Source organism: Micromonospora chaiyaphumensis, assembly GCF_900091435.1.
Classification (GTDB): Bacteria; Actinomycetota; Actinomycetes; order Mycobacteriales; family Micromonosporaceae; genus Micromonospora; species Micromonospora chaiyaphumensis.
The window spans coordinates 100,893-115,136 of sequence record NZ_FMCS01000008.1; the positions used below are offsets into that span (position 1 = coordinate 100,893).

A 14,244-nucleotide genomic window follows, 5' to 3' on the forward strand; every position below is an offset into this window, starting at 1 on the left:
GCCCACCGTCCGCGGGGCCGCCGGGGCCGGTCAGCGGCCGTCGCGCGGGCCGAAGACGGTGAGCGCGTCGGCGTCCGAGTGGCGGGAGCGCAGGTACTCGTCGGCCCAGGCGGCGGCGTCCGGGAAGCCCGACTCGGCGGCCACCCGGGCGCAGGCCGCGTCCACGTCGTAGCCGGTCCGGCGCAGTTGGACGCCCGGTCCGAGCAGCGCCCACCAGGCACCCGCGCCCCCGTACGGCATGCCGACGCTGCCCGGGTTGACCACGAGCCGGCGGTCGACCAGCCGGGTGAACGGCATGTGGGTGTGCCCGCAGACCACCGTGCCCACCTCGGGCGGCAGCCCGGCGAAGACCTCGGCCCAGCGTTCCAGCCGGGAGTCCACCAGCACCACCTCCTCGTCGTCCCGGGGCGTGGCGTGGCAGAAGAGCACGTCGCCGAGGCCGGCGACCGGCAGCGTGACGGTCGGCGGGAGCCCGGCGAGCCGGGCCACCTGGTCGTCGCGGAGCTGGGTCGCGGCCCAGTCCGACACCTCGATCTTGGCCGGCCGCCCGGCCCGCGCCTCGACCAGCTCGCGGTCGGCGTTGCCGCCGACCCAGCACGCACGCTCGCCGAGCGCGGCGAGCAGGTCGAGCACCTCGACCGGCTGCGGGCCGGCGGCGATGTCGCCGGTGAGCACGATGAGGTCGGCGGCGGCCACGTCCGGCTCGGCCAGGACGGCTTCCAGCGCCGGCAGCGCGCCGTGGATGTCGGAGAGGACAGCTACCCGCTCGATCATCGCCCCAGGGTGCGCCGCGCGGGGCGGGCTGGTCCAGCAATTCTGCGACCGGCAGAGACGGAACCGGCCCGGACCGCGGAACCACTGGGCCGGGCCGGGCCGCCGGGCCGCAGCGTCAGACGGAACCGGCCCGGACCGCGGAGGCGGACCGGGCCGGGACGTCGGTGGAGGGCTCAGACCCGCGCGCGGCGGGCCAGGCGCTCCGGGTCGAGGATGATGATGCTCTTGCCGTCCAGCCGCAGCCACCCGCGCGAGGCGAAGTCGGCCAGGGCCTTGTTGACGGTCTCCCGGGAGGCGCCGACGAGCTGGGCGATCTCCTCCTGGGTGAGGTCGTGGGTCACCCGCAGCACGCCGCCGTCGCGGGTGCCGAACCGGCCGGCCATCTGGAGCAGGTTCTTGGCGACCCGGCCGGGCACGTCGGTGAAGATCAGGTCGGCCAGCGAGTCGTTCGTCCGGCGCAGCCTGCGGGCCAGCACCCGCAGCAGCTGCTCGGCGATCTCGGGCCGGTTGTTCAGCCAGGGCCGCAGCGCCTGCTTGCGCAGCCGGACCAGCCGGGTGTCGGTGACCGCCGTGGCCGTCGCCGTACGCGGGCCGGGGTCGAAGAGCGACAGCTCGCCGACCATGTCCGACGGGCCCATCACGGCGATCAGGTTCTGCCGGCCGTCCGCCGCGCGGCGACCCACCTTGATCTTGCCGGACAGGAGGATGTAGAGACTGTCACCGGGCTCGCCCTCGTTGAAGACGACCTCGCCCTTACGGACCTCGATCGTCTCCATCTCCTTGGCGAGCGCCTCGGCAGCCTCCGGGTCGACACCCTGGAAGATCCCGCTGCGGGCCAGTACCTCGTCCATCGCGCACCTCCGCTTGCGCGTGCCGTCCGTCGGCCGGGTCCGCCGTCCGCTGATCCCTCGCGCGCCGCCAGTCTAGGCGCACATGAGCGGGAATCAGAGGTGCACCCCTGGAATCTTGATCGTTGGGCGTAACCTGCCCGACCCGCTCAACGACTAGGATCCCGGCTCCGGTGCGGGTGGGCACCACCCGTCCCACCTGTGATCGTAGGGTGACCGGCGTGCTGAGCGAGCCGTTCCTGACGACCCGGCCCGAGGACGGGTCGGACATTCCGCTGCTGGTCTGGCGGGCCGAGGCGCCGCTGCTGGCGGTCGGCTCCGCCCCGCTGGGCGGGGGGATCGGCGTACGCGGATGGGTGGTCAACGCGACCGTGCCGATGTCGTACGACCGGGAGGACCCGGCCGCCCACCTGACCGAGCTGGCCGACGGCCTCGGCCTGGCGGGGCCCGGCGTCGGGCTGCTGACCGGGGTCGACGTGACCGAGGTGGTGGCCCGGACGGACGGCGGCGTGCGGGTCTGGGCGACCGTCGGCCTCGGCATGCCGGTCTGGGCCGCCGCGCCCGCGCCCGCCACACCCGCCCAGCGGGTCGGCACGGTCAACATCGTCGTGTACGTGCCGGCCCGGCTCGGCGACGCCGCCCTCGTCAACGCGGTGGCCACGGCGACCGAGGCGAAGGCCCAGGCGATCTGGGAGCTCGGGTTGCCGGCCACCGGCACCCCCACCGACGCGGTCACCGTGCTCTGCCCGGCCGACGGCGAACCGGCGCCGTACGGCGGCCCCCGCTCGGCCTGGGGTGCCCCGCTGGCCCGGGCCGTGCACGCGGCCGTCCTGGCCGGCGGCGCCGGCACGGTCGTGCCCTGGTCCCACCGGGTTGCGGGCTGAGCGTGGACCGGCCCTCGCCCGGCCGACAGGTTTTCCGACCGATCGGCCCTCGTCGCCGCGTTCCCGGGACGGTAGCGTCGCCCACGATGTACGCTCCCGCCCGCTCCGTGCCTCGTTCCCGCCGCCGCCGCTCCGCCGTCCCCGGCGGGCGCCTCGCCGCCGCCCTCGGCGCCGTGCTGGTCGTCCTGCTCGCCGCCGGCTGCGGCGACGCCGGCTCCGGCGACGGGCCGCTCTGGCAGGCGGGTCAGGGTGGTGGGTCGACCGCGTCCGGGGCTCCGGTCGAGGGCGACCAAGCCGCCGCGCCGGGCGAGGCGACCGAGAAGTCGATCTCGCTGACCGCGACCGGCGACGTGATCATGGGCAACGCCCCGTCCCGGCTGCCGGCCAACGGCGGGAAGGGCTTCTTCGACGACGTCAAGGCCGCGCTCAAGGGCGACCTCGTGATGGGCAACCTGGAGGAGCCGCTCACCGACGACACCGGCGCCGGCAAGTGCGGCCCGAAGCCGAAGAACTGCTACCAGTTCCGGGCGCCGCCGGGCTGGGCGGCGCACCTGCGTACGGCCGGGTTCCAGCTGCTCAACCAGGCCAACAACCACGGCTACGACTACGGCCAGCAGGGCTACGAGAACACCCAGTCGGCGCTGGAGGCGCACGGGCTCAAGCACACTGGCGCGCCCGGCGAGATCACCGTGGTCGACGTCAAGGGCATCAAGGTCGCGGTGGCCGGCTTCTCGTCGTACCCCTGGTCGAACAGCCTTGTCGACATCGACGCCGCGAAGCAGGTCATCACCATGGCCAAGGGGATGGCCGACCTGGTCGTGGTGCAGGTGCACATGGGCGCCGAGGGCGCCGACCGCAGCCACGTGAAGCCCGGCACCGAGATGTTCTTCGGCGAGAACCGCGGCGATCCCATCCGCTTCTCCCACGCCGTGATCGACGCCGGCGCCGACCTGGTGATCGGCCACGGCCCGCACGTGCTGCGCGGCATGGAGTTCTACAAGGGGCGGCTGATCGCCTACAGCCTGGGCAACTTCGCCGGCGGCGGGAAGTCGCTGAACAGCTCGGGCCGCCTCGGCTGGGGCGGCGTGCTGAAGGTCTCGCTGACCGCGGAGGGCCGCTTCGTCGGGGGCCAGTTCACCTCGACCCAGATGAACAGCGTGGGCCGGCCGGCCGTCGACGGGCAGGACCGGGGGCTCGGGCTGGTCCGCGAGATGAGCCGGGCCGACTTCCCGGAGACCGGCGCGCGACTCGACGGGTCCGGCAAGATCAGCACTCCGGCGGGTGGCTGAGCCGCACCGCCGCCCGCGTGGGCCTCGCCGGGACGTCGTCCCCGCGACGTAGGCTGGCCGGCGTGACCACGCGCTCCCCCGAGACCGACCTCGGCCGCACGCGCCGCGCCCGCCGGATCGGCCGGGTGCTGACCGAGACCCACCCCGATGCGCACTGTGAGCTCGACCACTCCAACGCGCTGGAGCTGGCCGTCGCCACGATCCTGTCGGCGCAGTGCACGGACAAGAAGGTCAACGAGGTCACCCCGAAGCTGTTCGCCCGCTACCGCACGGCGGCGGACTACGCCGGGGCCGACCGCGCCGAGCTGGAGGAGCTGATCCGGCCCACCGGCTTCTACCGCAACAAGACCAGCTCACTGATCAACCTGGGCCAGGCCCTCTGCGAGCGCTACGACGGCGAGGTGCCCGGCAGGCTGGCCGACCTCGTCACCCTCCCGGGGATCGGGCGCAAGACCGCCAACGTGATCCTCGGCAACGCCTTCGACGTCCCCGGCATCACCGTCGACACCCACTTCCAGCGCCTCGTGCAGCGGTGGCAGCTGACCACCGAGACCGACCCGGTCAAGATCGAGCACGCGATCGGCGCGCTCTACCCGAAGCGCGACTGGACGATGCTGTCGCACCGGATCATCTTCCACGGCCGGCGGGTCTGCCACGCCCGCAAGCCGGCCTGCGGCGCCTGCACGCTGGCGAAGCTCTGCCCGGCGTACGGCACCGGGCCGACCGATCCGGTGGCCGCGGCCAAGCTGCTCAAGGGCCCCCGCGCCCGGGACCTGGCGGCGGCCGTCGGCATCGACCCCGACCTGGTGCCGCAGCAGGCGGTCGCGGCGGAGGTGCCGTGACCCGTCGGCTCGCGTACCTGTTCGTCCCGCTGCTGCTCGCGGTGGCCGGCTGCACCGGCACCACCGACGAGCCGGCGGGCCCGCCGCCGGCCACCCGGGCCGAGCGGCCCTCGCCGTTCGCCGACTGCGCCCCGCTGACGGCCGCCGCACCGTCCTCCGGCCCGGCCCCGGCCGGCGTCTCCGGCGACCCACTGCCCGACCTGACCCTCTCCTGCTTCACCGGCGGTACCCCGGTCAATGTGCGCGACATCCGGGGGCCGGCGGTGATCAACGTGTGGGCGTCCTGGTGCCCGCCGTGCCGCAAGGAGCTGCCCGCCTTCCAGCGGCTCAGCGAGCGGGCCGACGGCCGGTTCCAGGTGATCGGGGTCAACAGCCGGGACAGCCGCGGCGGGGCGCAGTCCATCGGCGAGGACTTCGGTGTCCGGTTCCCCATGCTGGTCGACCAGGGCGACGCGTTCGAGCGGGCGCTCGGCCGCAACGCCTTCCCGCTGACCGTCCTGGTCGACGCCGAGGGGCGGATCCGGCACACCGACTCGACCGGCGCGCTGGACGACGCCCGGCTGGCCGAGCTGGTCCGTACCCAGCTCGGGGTGCGGCTGTGACCCGACGGCCGCCGGACTGGCTCGACCCGCTGCTCGGCCGGCTCGGCAGCGCCCGGGCCGAGGACTTCACCCGGCTCACCACCCCGGAGAGCGGCGGCCGGGAGAGCGCCGTGCTGGTGCTGCTCGGCGAGGAGCCGGGCACCGGCCCGGACGTGCTGGTCCTCCAGCGGGCCGCCACGCTGCGCAACCACGCCGGGCAGCCGGCCTTCCCGGGCGGCGCGGCCGACCCGGAGGACGCCGACGCCCGAGCCACCGCGCTGCGCGAGGCGAACGAGGAGGTGGACCTCGACCCGGCCAGCGTGACCGTGCTGGCCGAGCTCCCCAAGCTGTGGATCCCGGTCAGCGACTTCGTGGTCACGCCGGTGCTCGCCTGGTGGCACGACCCGCACCCGGTGCACCCGCGCGAGCCGGCCGAGGTGGCGCACGTCGCGCGGCTGCCGGTCGCCGAGCTGGTCGACCCCGAGAACCGGATGCGGGTACGCCACCCGAGCGGCTGGATCGGCCCGGCCTTCTCGGTGCGCGGCATGCTGGTCTGGGGCTTCACGGCGGGGGTGCTGAACACCCTGCTGGAGATGGGCGGCTGGGCCCGCCCCTGGCCGCGTTCCCGGGTGGTGGAGCTGCCGCCGCCCGGCGCCGCCCCGGCCCCCTCGGCCGGCACCGACGCGGTCGACGAGAGCCCGGTGCGCTGACCCGGCCGCGATCACCGGCGCGGATCCGGAGGTCACGTTCAGCGAGCGGTCAGCCTCTTGCGGGCACGGTGCCCGTACCCTGGGGGCGTGTCCGCCGTGGATCTCGTACTGCTCCTGCTCATGCTCGTGTTCGCGATCAGCGGATACCGTCAGGGCTTCGTCATCGGGGCGCTGTCGTTCTCGGGTTTCTTCCTGGGCGCGCTGCTCGGCCTGCAGGTCGGGCCGCTGATCGCCCGGCAGTTCGCCGAGAGCGGCACCCGCGTGCTGATCTCCCTGGTGGCCATCTTCGGGCTGGCCGTGCTGGGCCAGGCGCTGGCCGGCTGGCTCGGCTCCAGTCTGCGGGCGGCGATCACCGATCCGGTCGGGCGGAAGGTCGACGACGCCGGCGGCGCGATCATCTCGGTCTTCGCGGTCATGCTGGTGGCCTGGCTGGTCGCCGTGCCGCTGGGCTCCTCGTCGGTGCCCTGGCTGGCCTCCTCGGTGCGCAACAGCGCGGTGCTCACCGTGGTCGACCGGGTGCTGCCGGACAAGGCGCAGGAGCTGTCCACGGCGCTGCGCGACACCGTCGACACCAACGGCTTCCCGGACGTCTTCGGCGACCTCGCGCCGACCCGGGCCCGGCAGGTCTCCCCGCCCGACCCGGCGCTGGCCAACTCCCAGGTGGTGAAGAACAGCCAGCGGGCGGTGGTGAAGGTGTTGGGCTCCGCGCCGAGCTGCGCCCGCCGCATCGAGGGCTCCGGCTTCGTGTACGCCGACGACCGGGTGATGACCAACGCGCACGTGGTGGCGGGCACCCGGTCGGTGGCGGTGGAACTGCGCGGCGAGCGCTACGACGGTGAGGTGGTCGTCTACGACCCCGCGCGGGACCTGGCCGTGCTGCACGTCCCGGGGCTGCCCGGGCCGTCGCTGCGCTTCGCCGCCGGTGAGGCGGGCAGCGGGGCCGACGCCATCGTGCTGGGCTTCCCCCTCGACGGCCCGTACGACGCCCGCCCGGCCCGGATCCGCGACGTCGACCGGATCACCGGGCCGGACATCTACTCGGCCGGTGACGTGACCCGGGAGATCTACACGATCCGGGCGCTGGTTCGCAGCGGCAACTCGGGCGGGCCGCTGGTCTCCTCGAACGGGCTGGTGCTCGGCGTGATCTTCGCGGCCGCCGCGGACGACCCGAACACCGGCTTCGCGGTCACCGCCGCCGAGGCGCGGTCGGTGGCGCTGGCCGGCGCGGAGCGTACCCGTGGCGTGGCCACCGGCGACTGCACCTGAGCCGGCCCGGCCGGTGGTCAGCCGGCGGCGGTGCTCGCCGGGGTCACGTCGCCGCCGGAGCGGCCGATCGGCAGCTTGGCCCGGCCCCAGGTGAGCGTGCGGTCGAGCACCGCCCGCGCCATGATCGCCACGCAGGCGCCGCCGTTGAGGAAGGACGCCACCACGTCGCTCGGGTGGTGCATGCCCCGGTACATCCGGGTGAGCGCGACCCCGACCGGCACCAGCACCAGCAGGGACCACCAGGCGACCTTGGCCGGGGTGCTCCGGGCCCGCAGGGCCAGCAGCACCGCGATGCCGACGTAGAGCGCCATGGCGGCCGAGGTGTGCCCGGACGGGAAGCTGGAGGTCGGCGGCGAGTCGTCCATGTGCTCGACGGCCGGCCGGTGCCGGTCGATGACCATCGTGGTGAAGAGGAAGATCAGTGCCTGCGCGCTCACCGCGGCGCAGAGGAAGATCGGCTCCCGCCAGCGGTGCAGCACCAGCCGCAGCACCAGCGCCACCAGCACGGTCACCACGACGATCAGCTGGGTGCTGGCCAGCGTGCTGAACACCAGCGAGACGTCGTTCCAGCCGCCGGTGCGGTGCGCGGCGAACTCGCGGTTGACCGCGTCCTCCACGGTGAACGGCCAGGTGGTGGCGAGCACCCGGGTGACCAGGAGGCCGAGCCCCACCAGGACGGCGAAGAGCAGGGCCACCGGCAGCAGCACCCGCCGGGCGATCTGGACCGCGACATCGGACATGAGCCGCCCTTTACCCCGGCGGGTGCCGGACTACGCGTGGCGGTCGTCCGGCCCCGGCTCGGCCAGCTCCGGCTCGACCCCCTCCCGCGCGGTACGCGCCGGCCGCCGGCCGACCCGGGTCCGCCAGGTGGAGAAGGCGGCCGCGGTGGCGGCCACCACCGCCACACCGAGCAGCCAGCCGCCCACCACGTCGCTGGTCCAGTGCACGCCCAGCGCGATCCGGCTGAGCCCGGTCAGCAGGGCGATCAGCACCGCCGCCGTCCAGAGCACGCCGCGCAGCGGCCGGCTGTGCCGGGCGAACGGCAGGAAGACCAGCAGCAGCACCCCGGCGGCCAGGGTGGCGTTCAGCGCGTGACCGGACGGGAAGGAGTAGCCGGCCGCCCGCGCCACCGGGTCGAGCAGGTCCGGCCGGTGCCGGCCGACGAGCAGCTTGAGCAGGGCGCCGAGCAGCCCACCGACGGTCATGGTGGTGACCACCCAGAGGGCCAGCCGCGGGGCGCCGCGCCACAGCAACCAGACCACCACCCCGGCGGCGGCCACCCGGAGCGGGCCGGGCCCGAAGACGTGGGTCCACACCTCCGTCAGCCGGACCCAGGCGGGGTGGTCGAGGGCGTACCCGTGCAACGCGTCGGTGATCACGGCGTCCAGCCGGGACAGGGGTGACCAGGCGCCCAGCACCAGCAGCGCGAGCAGGGCGAACGGCACCAGCACGAGGAACGCGGCGGTGGCGGCCAGGGTCAGCCGGAGTCCCAGCGAGTGGTCGGGGTCGAGGCGGCGGCGCCGCCAGGACCGCTCGGGCGTGGAGATCAGGCCGCCGCGCGTGTTCATGCGCTGTTCACTACCCAGGGTGGGGCCCGGTCAGACGGGCCGGTCAGCGGCGGGACTGGCGGAACCGGCGGACCGCCAGCGCGGCACTGGTGACCAGGGCGACGAACAGGGCGAGCCCCGGCCAGAGCCGCTCCCGCGCCGTGTTGTCGACCTGGCCGGCCGGGCGGGCCGCCCACCGGGTCTGCTGCTCCGGAGCGGCGACGCTCAACGGGTCGGCGCCCGGCGCGGCGGCGGCCTGGTTGTCCGGGTCGAAGCCGGGCGCCCAGCCGAAGCCCACCGAGCCGGGGGACCCGTTGTCGTCGAGCGGGTTGCGCGCCACCGAGGGCACGTCGGAGGTCAGCGCCGCCACCGGATCCACCATGCCGTAACCGAACCGGTCGTCGCGACCGGTGGGCCCGAGGTCCCGTGCCGTCGCGGTGATCCGGTTGACCACGTCGGCGGCCGACATCTGCGGGTACTTCGCCAGGACCAGGGCCGCCGTCGCCGCGACCAGGGGAGCCGCGAAGCTGGTGCCCTGCATCAGCCAGTAGCCGCCGGGACGGGCGCCGTAGATGGCGGTGGCCGGGGCGCTCAGCACCGTCTCGTGGCCGGTGATGGCGCCCGACCAGAGGTTGTCGTTGCCGTCCAGCCCCGTGACGGCGAGGACGCCGGGCTCACGGGCCGGGTACCAGACGTCGCGGCCCTTGGAGGTGGCGAGGTTGCCCGTGCAGGCGACCACCACGACGTTGCGGGCGAAGGCGTAGTCGATGGCGGCGGCCAGGGGCGCGCTGGTGTCGGTGCCGCCGAGGGACAGGTTGATCACGCGGGCGCCGTGGTCGACGGCCCAGCGCACCCCGTTGGCGACGGTGACCGCGTTGTCGTACCGGTTCTCCTGGTCGAGCACCCGGACCGGAAGGATCCTGGCATCCGGCGCCAGCCCGACGGCGCCCCGGTCGTCGTCCCGGCGCCCGGCGATGAGGCCGGCGACCGTGGTGCCGTGCCCCACCGGATCAGGCCCGTCGGCACCGCTCGAGACCAGGTCGACGCCGGGCAGCACCTGGCCGGCCAGGTCGGGGTGGGAAGCGTCCACTCCGGAGTCGATCACCGCGACGATGACGCCGCGACCGGTGGAGGTCTGCCACGCGGTCTGTGCCTGCAGTTTGGCGAGCTGCCACTGGCCGTCGCGCGACGGGTCCATCCCGGTGAGCTCGTCCACCGGTGCCAGCCGGGCAACCCCTCCTGAAGCGGTGACCGGGGCGGCGGCGATCGGGGCGGCGTGGGCGGGCGGGGCGAGTGGACCGGCCACGGCGGCCACGACTGCGAGCCCGCCGAGCAGCGCGCGTCCGGCGAGACGCCGGGGAGGCGCGGTGGGAACACCCTGCCGATCCCTGGTCACATTCCCCAGCCATTTCCTCGCGTCAGACACATGCTGCTCGGAGATTACCGGTTTTCCCGTGCGCCACGCTGCCACTCCGGTCACCCGGGCGGGAGATGGGCGAGCTGGACCAGGCGTACGCCCTCGCGCCGGGTCACGAGCCGGCCCCGGCCCGGTGGCAGCGGGCCGGCCTTCACCGGACCGACGAGCGGCCCTTCCTCCGGGCCGCCCGACATCACGAGCCCGGCCGTGGAGAGCTCCCGCAGCCGTTGGACGACCGGCTCGAACGAGGTGCGGCCGGCGCCTCCGGAGCGGCGGGCCAGCACCAGGTGCAGGCCGACGTCCCGGGCGTGCGGCAGGTGCTCCTCCAGCGCGCGCAGCGGGTTGGTCGGCCCGCCGGCCACCAGGTCGTAGTCGTCCACCAGCACGAACAGCTCCGGCCCGGTCCACCACGACCGGGTACGCAGCTCGGCCGGGGTGACCTGCGGGCCCGGCAGCCGCCCCTGGAGGTAGCCGGCCGCCGACTCGATCAGCTCGGCCGTGTGCGGCGCGGCGGTCCCGTAGCCGATCAGGTGCGCCGTCTCGATCGTGCCCATGAGGCTGCGCCGGTAGTCGACAAGGATCACCCGGGCCTGCTCCGGGGTGAACCGGTGGACGATCGAGGTGGCCAGCGCCCGCAGGAACGAGGACTTGCCGCACTCGGCGTCGCCGAAGACCACGAAGTTGGGCTCGGTCGCGAAGTCCAGCACCACGGGGCGCAGGTCCGCCTCGGCCACGCCGATGGGGAAGGCCAGCCCGGTGGTGGCGGCCTGGTCGAGCTCGGCGTAGGGCAGCACCGGCGGGAGCAGCCGCACCCGGGGCGCGGCCGGCCCGGTCCAGGCCCCGGCCACCGCCTTCACCAGGTCGCCGGTCTCCTCGCCGACGCCGGCAACCCGGGGTGCGGCGGCGAGGAAGTGCAGCCCGCCCGCCGTGATCCCGCGCCCCGGCCGCCCGTCCGGCACGGTCGCCGCGAGCGCCCGCTTCACCACCAGCGAGTCGGCCGGGTCGCCGAGGCGCAGCTCCAGACGCGAGCCGAAGAGGTCGCGGATGGCCGGCCGGAAGTCCGACCAGCGCAGGGCGCTCGCCACCACGTGCACCCCGTACGCCAGGCCCCGGGTGGCCAGCTCGGTGACCAGGGGTTCCAGGTCCTCGTATTCGCCGCGCAGGGTGTTCCAGCCGTCGACCACCAGGAACACGTCGCCGAACGGGTCGGTGGCCGACGCCGCGGCCCGGCGCCGGCGCCACGCCGCCATCGACTCGACCCCCGCCTCGGTGAACCGCCGCTCCCGCTCGGCCAGCACGGTGGCGACCTCGCCGACGGTCCGGCGGACCGCCGTGTCGTCGGTGCGGCCGCTGACCCCGCCGACGTGCGGCAGGTCGCGCAGCGCGCCGAGCGCGCCGCCGCCGAAGTCGAGGCAGTAGACCTGCACCTCGGCCGGGGTGTGGGTGAGCGCCAGCGCGCAGACCAGGGTGCGGAGCAGGGTGGAGCGGCCGCTGCGGGTGGTGCCGACCACCGCCACGTGCCCCGCCGCGCCGTCCAGGGCCAGCCAGAGCAGGTCGCGACGCTGCTCGAACGGCTTGTCCACCACGGCCACCGGCACCTGGAGGGCGCCGTGCAGCTCCGGGTTGCCCACGGTGAGCCCGCGGACCGGATCCGCACCGACCGGGCCGAGCAGCTCGTCGAGCGCGGGCGCGGCGTCCAGCGGCGGCAACCACACCCGGTGCGCCGGCGGGCCCTGCCCGGCCAGGCGACCCACCAGCAGGTCGAGCAGGGTCTCGCCGGTCTCCTCCTCGGCGGGGAGGGGGGCCGGGGTGGCCGGCTCGGGCGCCGGCACCAGGTGGGTGGAGAAGGCGAGCAGCCGGGGACCGGCGGCACCCGCCGCGCCCGCCGGGCCGCCGCGCCGGCGCACCGTGCCGGAGACGTAGGCGGCCTTGAACCGGACCAGCGGCTCGGTGCCCGAGCGCAGGTAACCGTGGCCCGGGCTGCGGGGCAGCTCGTGCGCGTCCGGCACGCCGAGAACCGTCCGGGACTCCAGCGCCGAGAAGGTCCGCAACCCGATCCGGTACGACAGGTGGGTGTCCAGCCCGCGCAGCCGGCCCTCCTCCAGCCGCTGCGAGGCGAGCAGCAGGTGGACGCCGAGCGAGCGGCCCAGCCGGCCGATCTGCACGAAGAGGTCGATGAAGTCGGGCTTGGCGGAGAGCAGTTCGGAGAACTCGTCGCAGACGAGCAGCAGCGACGGCAGCGGGGCGAGGGGGCTGCCGGCCCCGCGCGCCCGCTCGTAGTCGCGCACGCTCGCGAAGTTGCCGGCCCGGCGCAGCAGCTCCTGCCGGCGCACCAGCTCGCCGTTGATCGCGTCGACCATCCGGTCGACCAGCGGCAGCGCGTCGGCCAGGTTGGTGATCACCGCGGCCGTGTGCGGCAGCCGTTCGAAGGACGCGAAGGTCGCGCCGCCCTTGAAATCGACCAGCACGAAGTTGAGCTGCTCCGAGCTGTGTGTGGCGGCCAGCCCGAGCACCAGCGTGCGGAGCAGCTCCGACTTGCCCGAGCCGGTGGCGCCGATGAGCAGCCCGTGCGGGCCCATCCCGTCCTGGGCCGACTCCTTGAGGTCCAGCTCGATCGCCCCGCCGTCGGCGCCCACCCCGATCGGCACCCGGAGCCGGTCCCGGGCCGCCCGGGGGCTCCAGCCCTGCTCGGCGGTGAAGCTCACCGGGTCGCCGAGCCCGAGCAGCTCCGGCAGGCCGGGCTCGGCACCGGGCGGGGCGTCCGGTCCGCGTGCCGTGCCGGCCAGCCGCAGCGGGGCGAGCCGGCGGGCGACCGCCTCGGCGTCGGCCGGTTCCAGCGCGTCCGCCGCGCCCACGTCGGCGTGCCCGTCGGCGGAGTGCGAGTGCAGCCGGCCGTCGACCAGGTCGAGCAGGAGGGCGTACCGGTCGAGCAGGCGGGGTGGCGGCGTGTCCAGGTCGAGGACCGTGACGGCGTCGATCCCGCCGTCGCCGGCCAGGTCGGTGGCGCCGGTGAGGTCGCCGCCGTCGAGCACCACCACCACGTGCGGCCCGTCCGTGGCCGGACCGGCCGGGCTGAACCGGGACCGGCTGCCCAGCACGTCGTCGAGGAGCCGTTCCAGCTCGGCGGCCGAGCTGGTGACCAGCCGGACCGGGCCGAGCGCGTCGGTGCGCACGGGGTGGTGGGCGTGCGGGAGCCACTTGACCCACTCCCAGCCGGCCCGCCGTTCCGGCCCGGCGCAGACCGCGATCAGCAGCTCGTCGGGGGCGTGGAAGACGGCGAGCTGGGTGAGCACCGCCCGCGCCAGCGCCTGGGCGGCGGGGGAACCCGCGCCGCGGACGGCGCCGGCCGGGCCGCGCACGAAGACCCGGGCGAAGCTGCGCAGCGAGAGCGCCACCGGCAGGTCCGGCACCACCGAGTACGCGTCCAGGAAGCGCCGCAGCGCGCCCGCGGTCATCGGCTCCAGCTCGTCGAGCGGCCTGGTCACCGGCGGCAGCAGCGGGGTGGCCAGCGTCTGCGGCCCGACCCCGACCCGGACCACCGCGAAGTCCGGGTCGCCCGGCCGGCGCTCCCAGACCCGGTGGCTGTCCACCGTCGACCAGAGCCGCCCGGGGTCGGGATGCCGGTAGTAGAGCCCGGCCCGCTGCGCCCCGGCGGTCTCCCGGACCCGGCGGCGCAGGGCGGCGAGGTGCCGGAGGTATTCCCGGCGGGCGGCCATCATCTCGGACCTCTTCGGCCCTGCGCTGCCCCACGAGGTCACCAGCATCGCCACCGAGGAGAGCCCGAACATGCCGCCCACCACGTACGAGTAGGCCCCGCCGCCCCGGCCGAACATCATGGCCATGGCCACCGTCCCGCCGAGCATCGGCAGCACCATGAGCGCCTGCTGCCAGCGCCCACCGGCCACCGCGGGGATCTCCGGGGGTGCCTCCACGGGCAGCTCACCCGCCGGGATCTCCGGCGCCGGGCGGCGCGGTGGCCGCTTGATGACGACAGTGGACACTCGGCCTCCCCATGGCTCTCGGTAACCCGAGCCTGGCTCATCGTAGGTAAAGTCCAGTCGTCCGTCAGCCACCGTTCCCGCTCGA

12 protein-coding genes are annotated in these 14,244 nt (G+C 75.1%); 6 read left to right on the forward strand and 6 right to left on the reverse strand.

The features are described 5' to 3' along the window. Positions 1 to 30: 30 nt before the first annotated feature. Together GA0070214_RS21520 and GA0070214_RS21525 are read right to left on the reverse strand one after the other, a co-directional pair. A complete protein-coding gene (locus GA0070214_RS21520; RefSeq protein ID WP_091266957.1) occupies positions 31 to 774 on the reverse strand; it encodes a metallophosphoesterase family protein in 744 nt (247 codons plus the stop codon). Between the two features lie 173 nt (positions 775 to 947). After that, positions 948 to 1,625: a Crp/Fnr family transcriptional regulator gene (locus GA0070214_RS21525; RefSeq protein ID WP_007073398.1), complete on the reverse strand. Its 678-nt coding sequence runs from the start codon at positions 1,623 to 1,625 to the stop codon at positions 948 to 950. Positions 1,626 to 1,843: 218 nt separating this feature from the next. Between GA0070214_RS21525 and GA0070214_RS21530 the strand changes: the two genes are divergently transcribed. From GA0070214_RS21530 to GA0070214_RS21555, 6 genes are all read left to right on the forward strand, one after another. Continuing rightward, complete coding sequence (locus GA0070214_RS21530; protein ID WP_091267609.1) at positions 1,844 to 2,506, forward strand: adenosylcobinamide amidohydrolase; 663 nt, start codon at positions 1,844 to 1,846, stop codon at positions 2,504 to 2,506. Between the two features lie 107 nt (positions 2,507 to 2,613). Next, the gene (locus tag GA0070214_RS21535; RefSeq protein ID WP_244167800.1) at positions 2,614 to 3,795 is read left to right on the forward strand and encodes a CapA family protein; all 1,182 of its coding nucleotides are present in this window, start codon (positions 2,614 to 2,616) and stop codon (positions 3,793 to 3,795) included. Between the two features lie 62 nt (positions 3,796 to 3,857). Continuing rightward, positions 3,858 to 4,637 (forward strand): endonuclease III, encoded by a 780-nt coding sequence (gene nth, locus GA0070214_RS21540; RefSeq protein ID WP_091266963.1) that lies wholly within the window; start codon positions 3,858 to 3,860, stop codon positions 4,635 to 4,637. Then, positions 4,634 to 5,239: a TlpA family protein disulfide reductase gene (locus GA0070214_RS21545; RefSeq protein WP_091266965.1), complete on the forward strand. Its 606-nt coding sequence runs from the start codon at positions 4,634 to 4,636 to the stop codon at positions 5,237 to 5,239. The genes nth and GA0070214_RS21545 overlap by 4 nt, the downstream gene beginning before the upstream one ends. After that, positions 5,236 to 5,928: an NUDIX hydrolase gene (locus GA0070214_RS21550; protein ID WP_091266967.1), complete on the forward strand. Its 693-nt coding sequence runs from the start codon at positions 5,236 to 5,238 to the stop codon at positions 5,926 to 5,928. The genes GA0070214_RS21545 and GA0070214_RS21550 overlap by 4 nt, the downstream gene beginning before the upstream one ends. Positions 5,929 to 6,015: 87 nt before the next feature. Beyond that, a complete protein-coding gene (locus GA0070214_RS21555; protein WP_091266969.1) occupies positions 6,016 to 7,194 on the forward strand; it encodes a MarP family serine protease in 1,179 nt (392 codons plus the stop codon). Between the two features lie 17 nt (positions 7,195 to 7,211). Here the strand turns inward: GA0070214_RS21555 and GA0070214_RS21560 are convergent, their stop codons facing one another. The 4 genes from GA0070214_RS21560 to eccCa form a co-directional block, all read right to left on the reverse strand. After that, entirely contained in the window at positions 7,212 to 7,934 is a 723-nt protein-coding gene (locus tag GA0070214_RS21560) for a phosphatase PAP2 family protein (RefSeq protein WP_091266971.1), read from the reverse strand. A gap of 30 nt (positions 7,935 to 7,964) precedes the next feature. Continuing rightward, complete coding sequence (locus GA0070214_RS21565) at positions 7,965 to 8,762, reverse strand: phosphatase PAP2 family protein (RefSeq protein ID WP_091266974.1); 798 nt, start codon at positions 8,760 to 8,762, stop codon at positions 7,965 to 7,967. A gap of 43 nt (positions 8,763 to 8,805) precedes the next feature. Further along, entirely contained in the window at positions 8,806 to 10,137 is a 1,332-nt protein-coding gene (gene mycP / locus GA0070214_RS21570; RefSeq protein WP_091266976.1) for a type VII secretion-associated serine protease mycosin, read from the reverse strand. A gap of 80 nt (positions 10,138 to 10,217) precedes the next feature. Next, positions 10,218 to 14,159 carry a type VII secretion protein EccCa gene (gene eccCa, locus GA0070214_RS21575; RefSeq protein ID WP_091266978.1) on the reverse strand — a complete coding sequence of 1,314 codons (3,942 nt, stop codon included), beginning with the start codon at positions 14,157 to 14,159 and terminating at the stop codon, positions 10,218 to 10,220. Between the last annotated feature and the right edge of the window lie 85 nt (positions 14,160 to 14,244).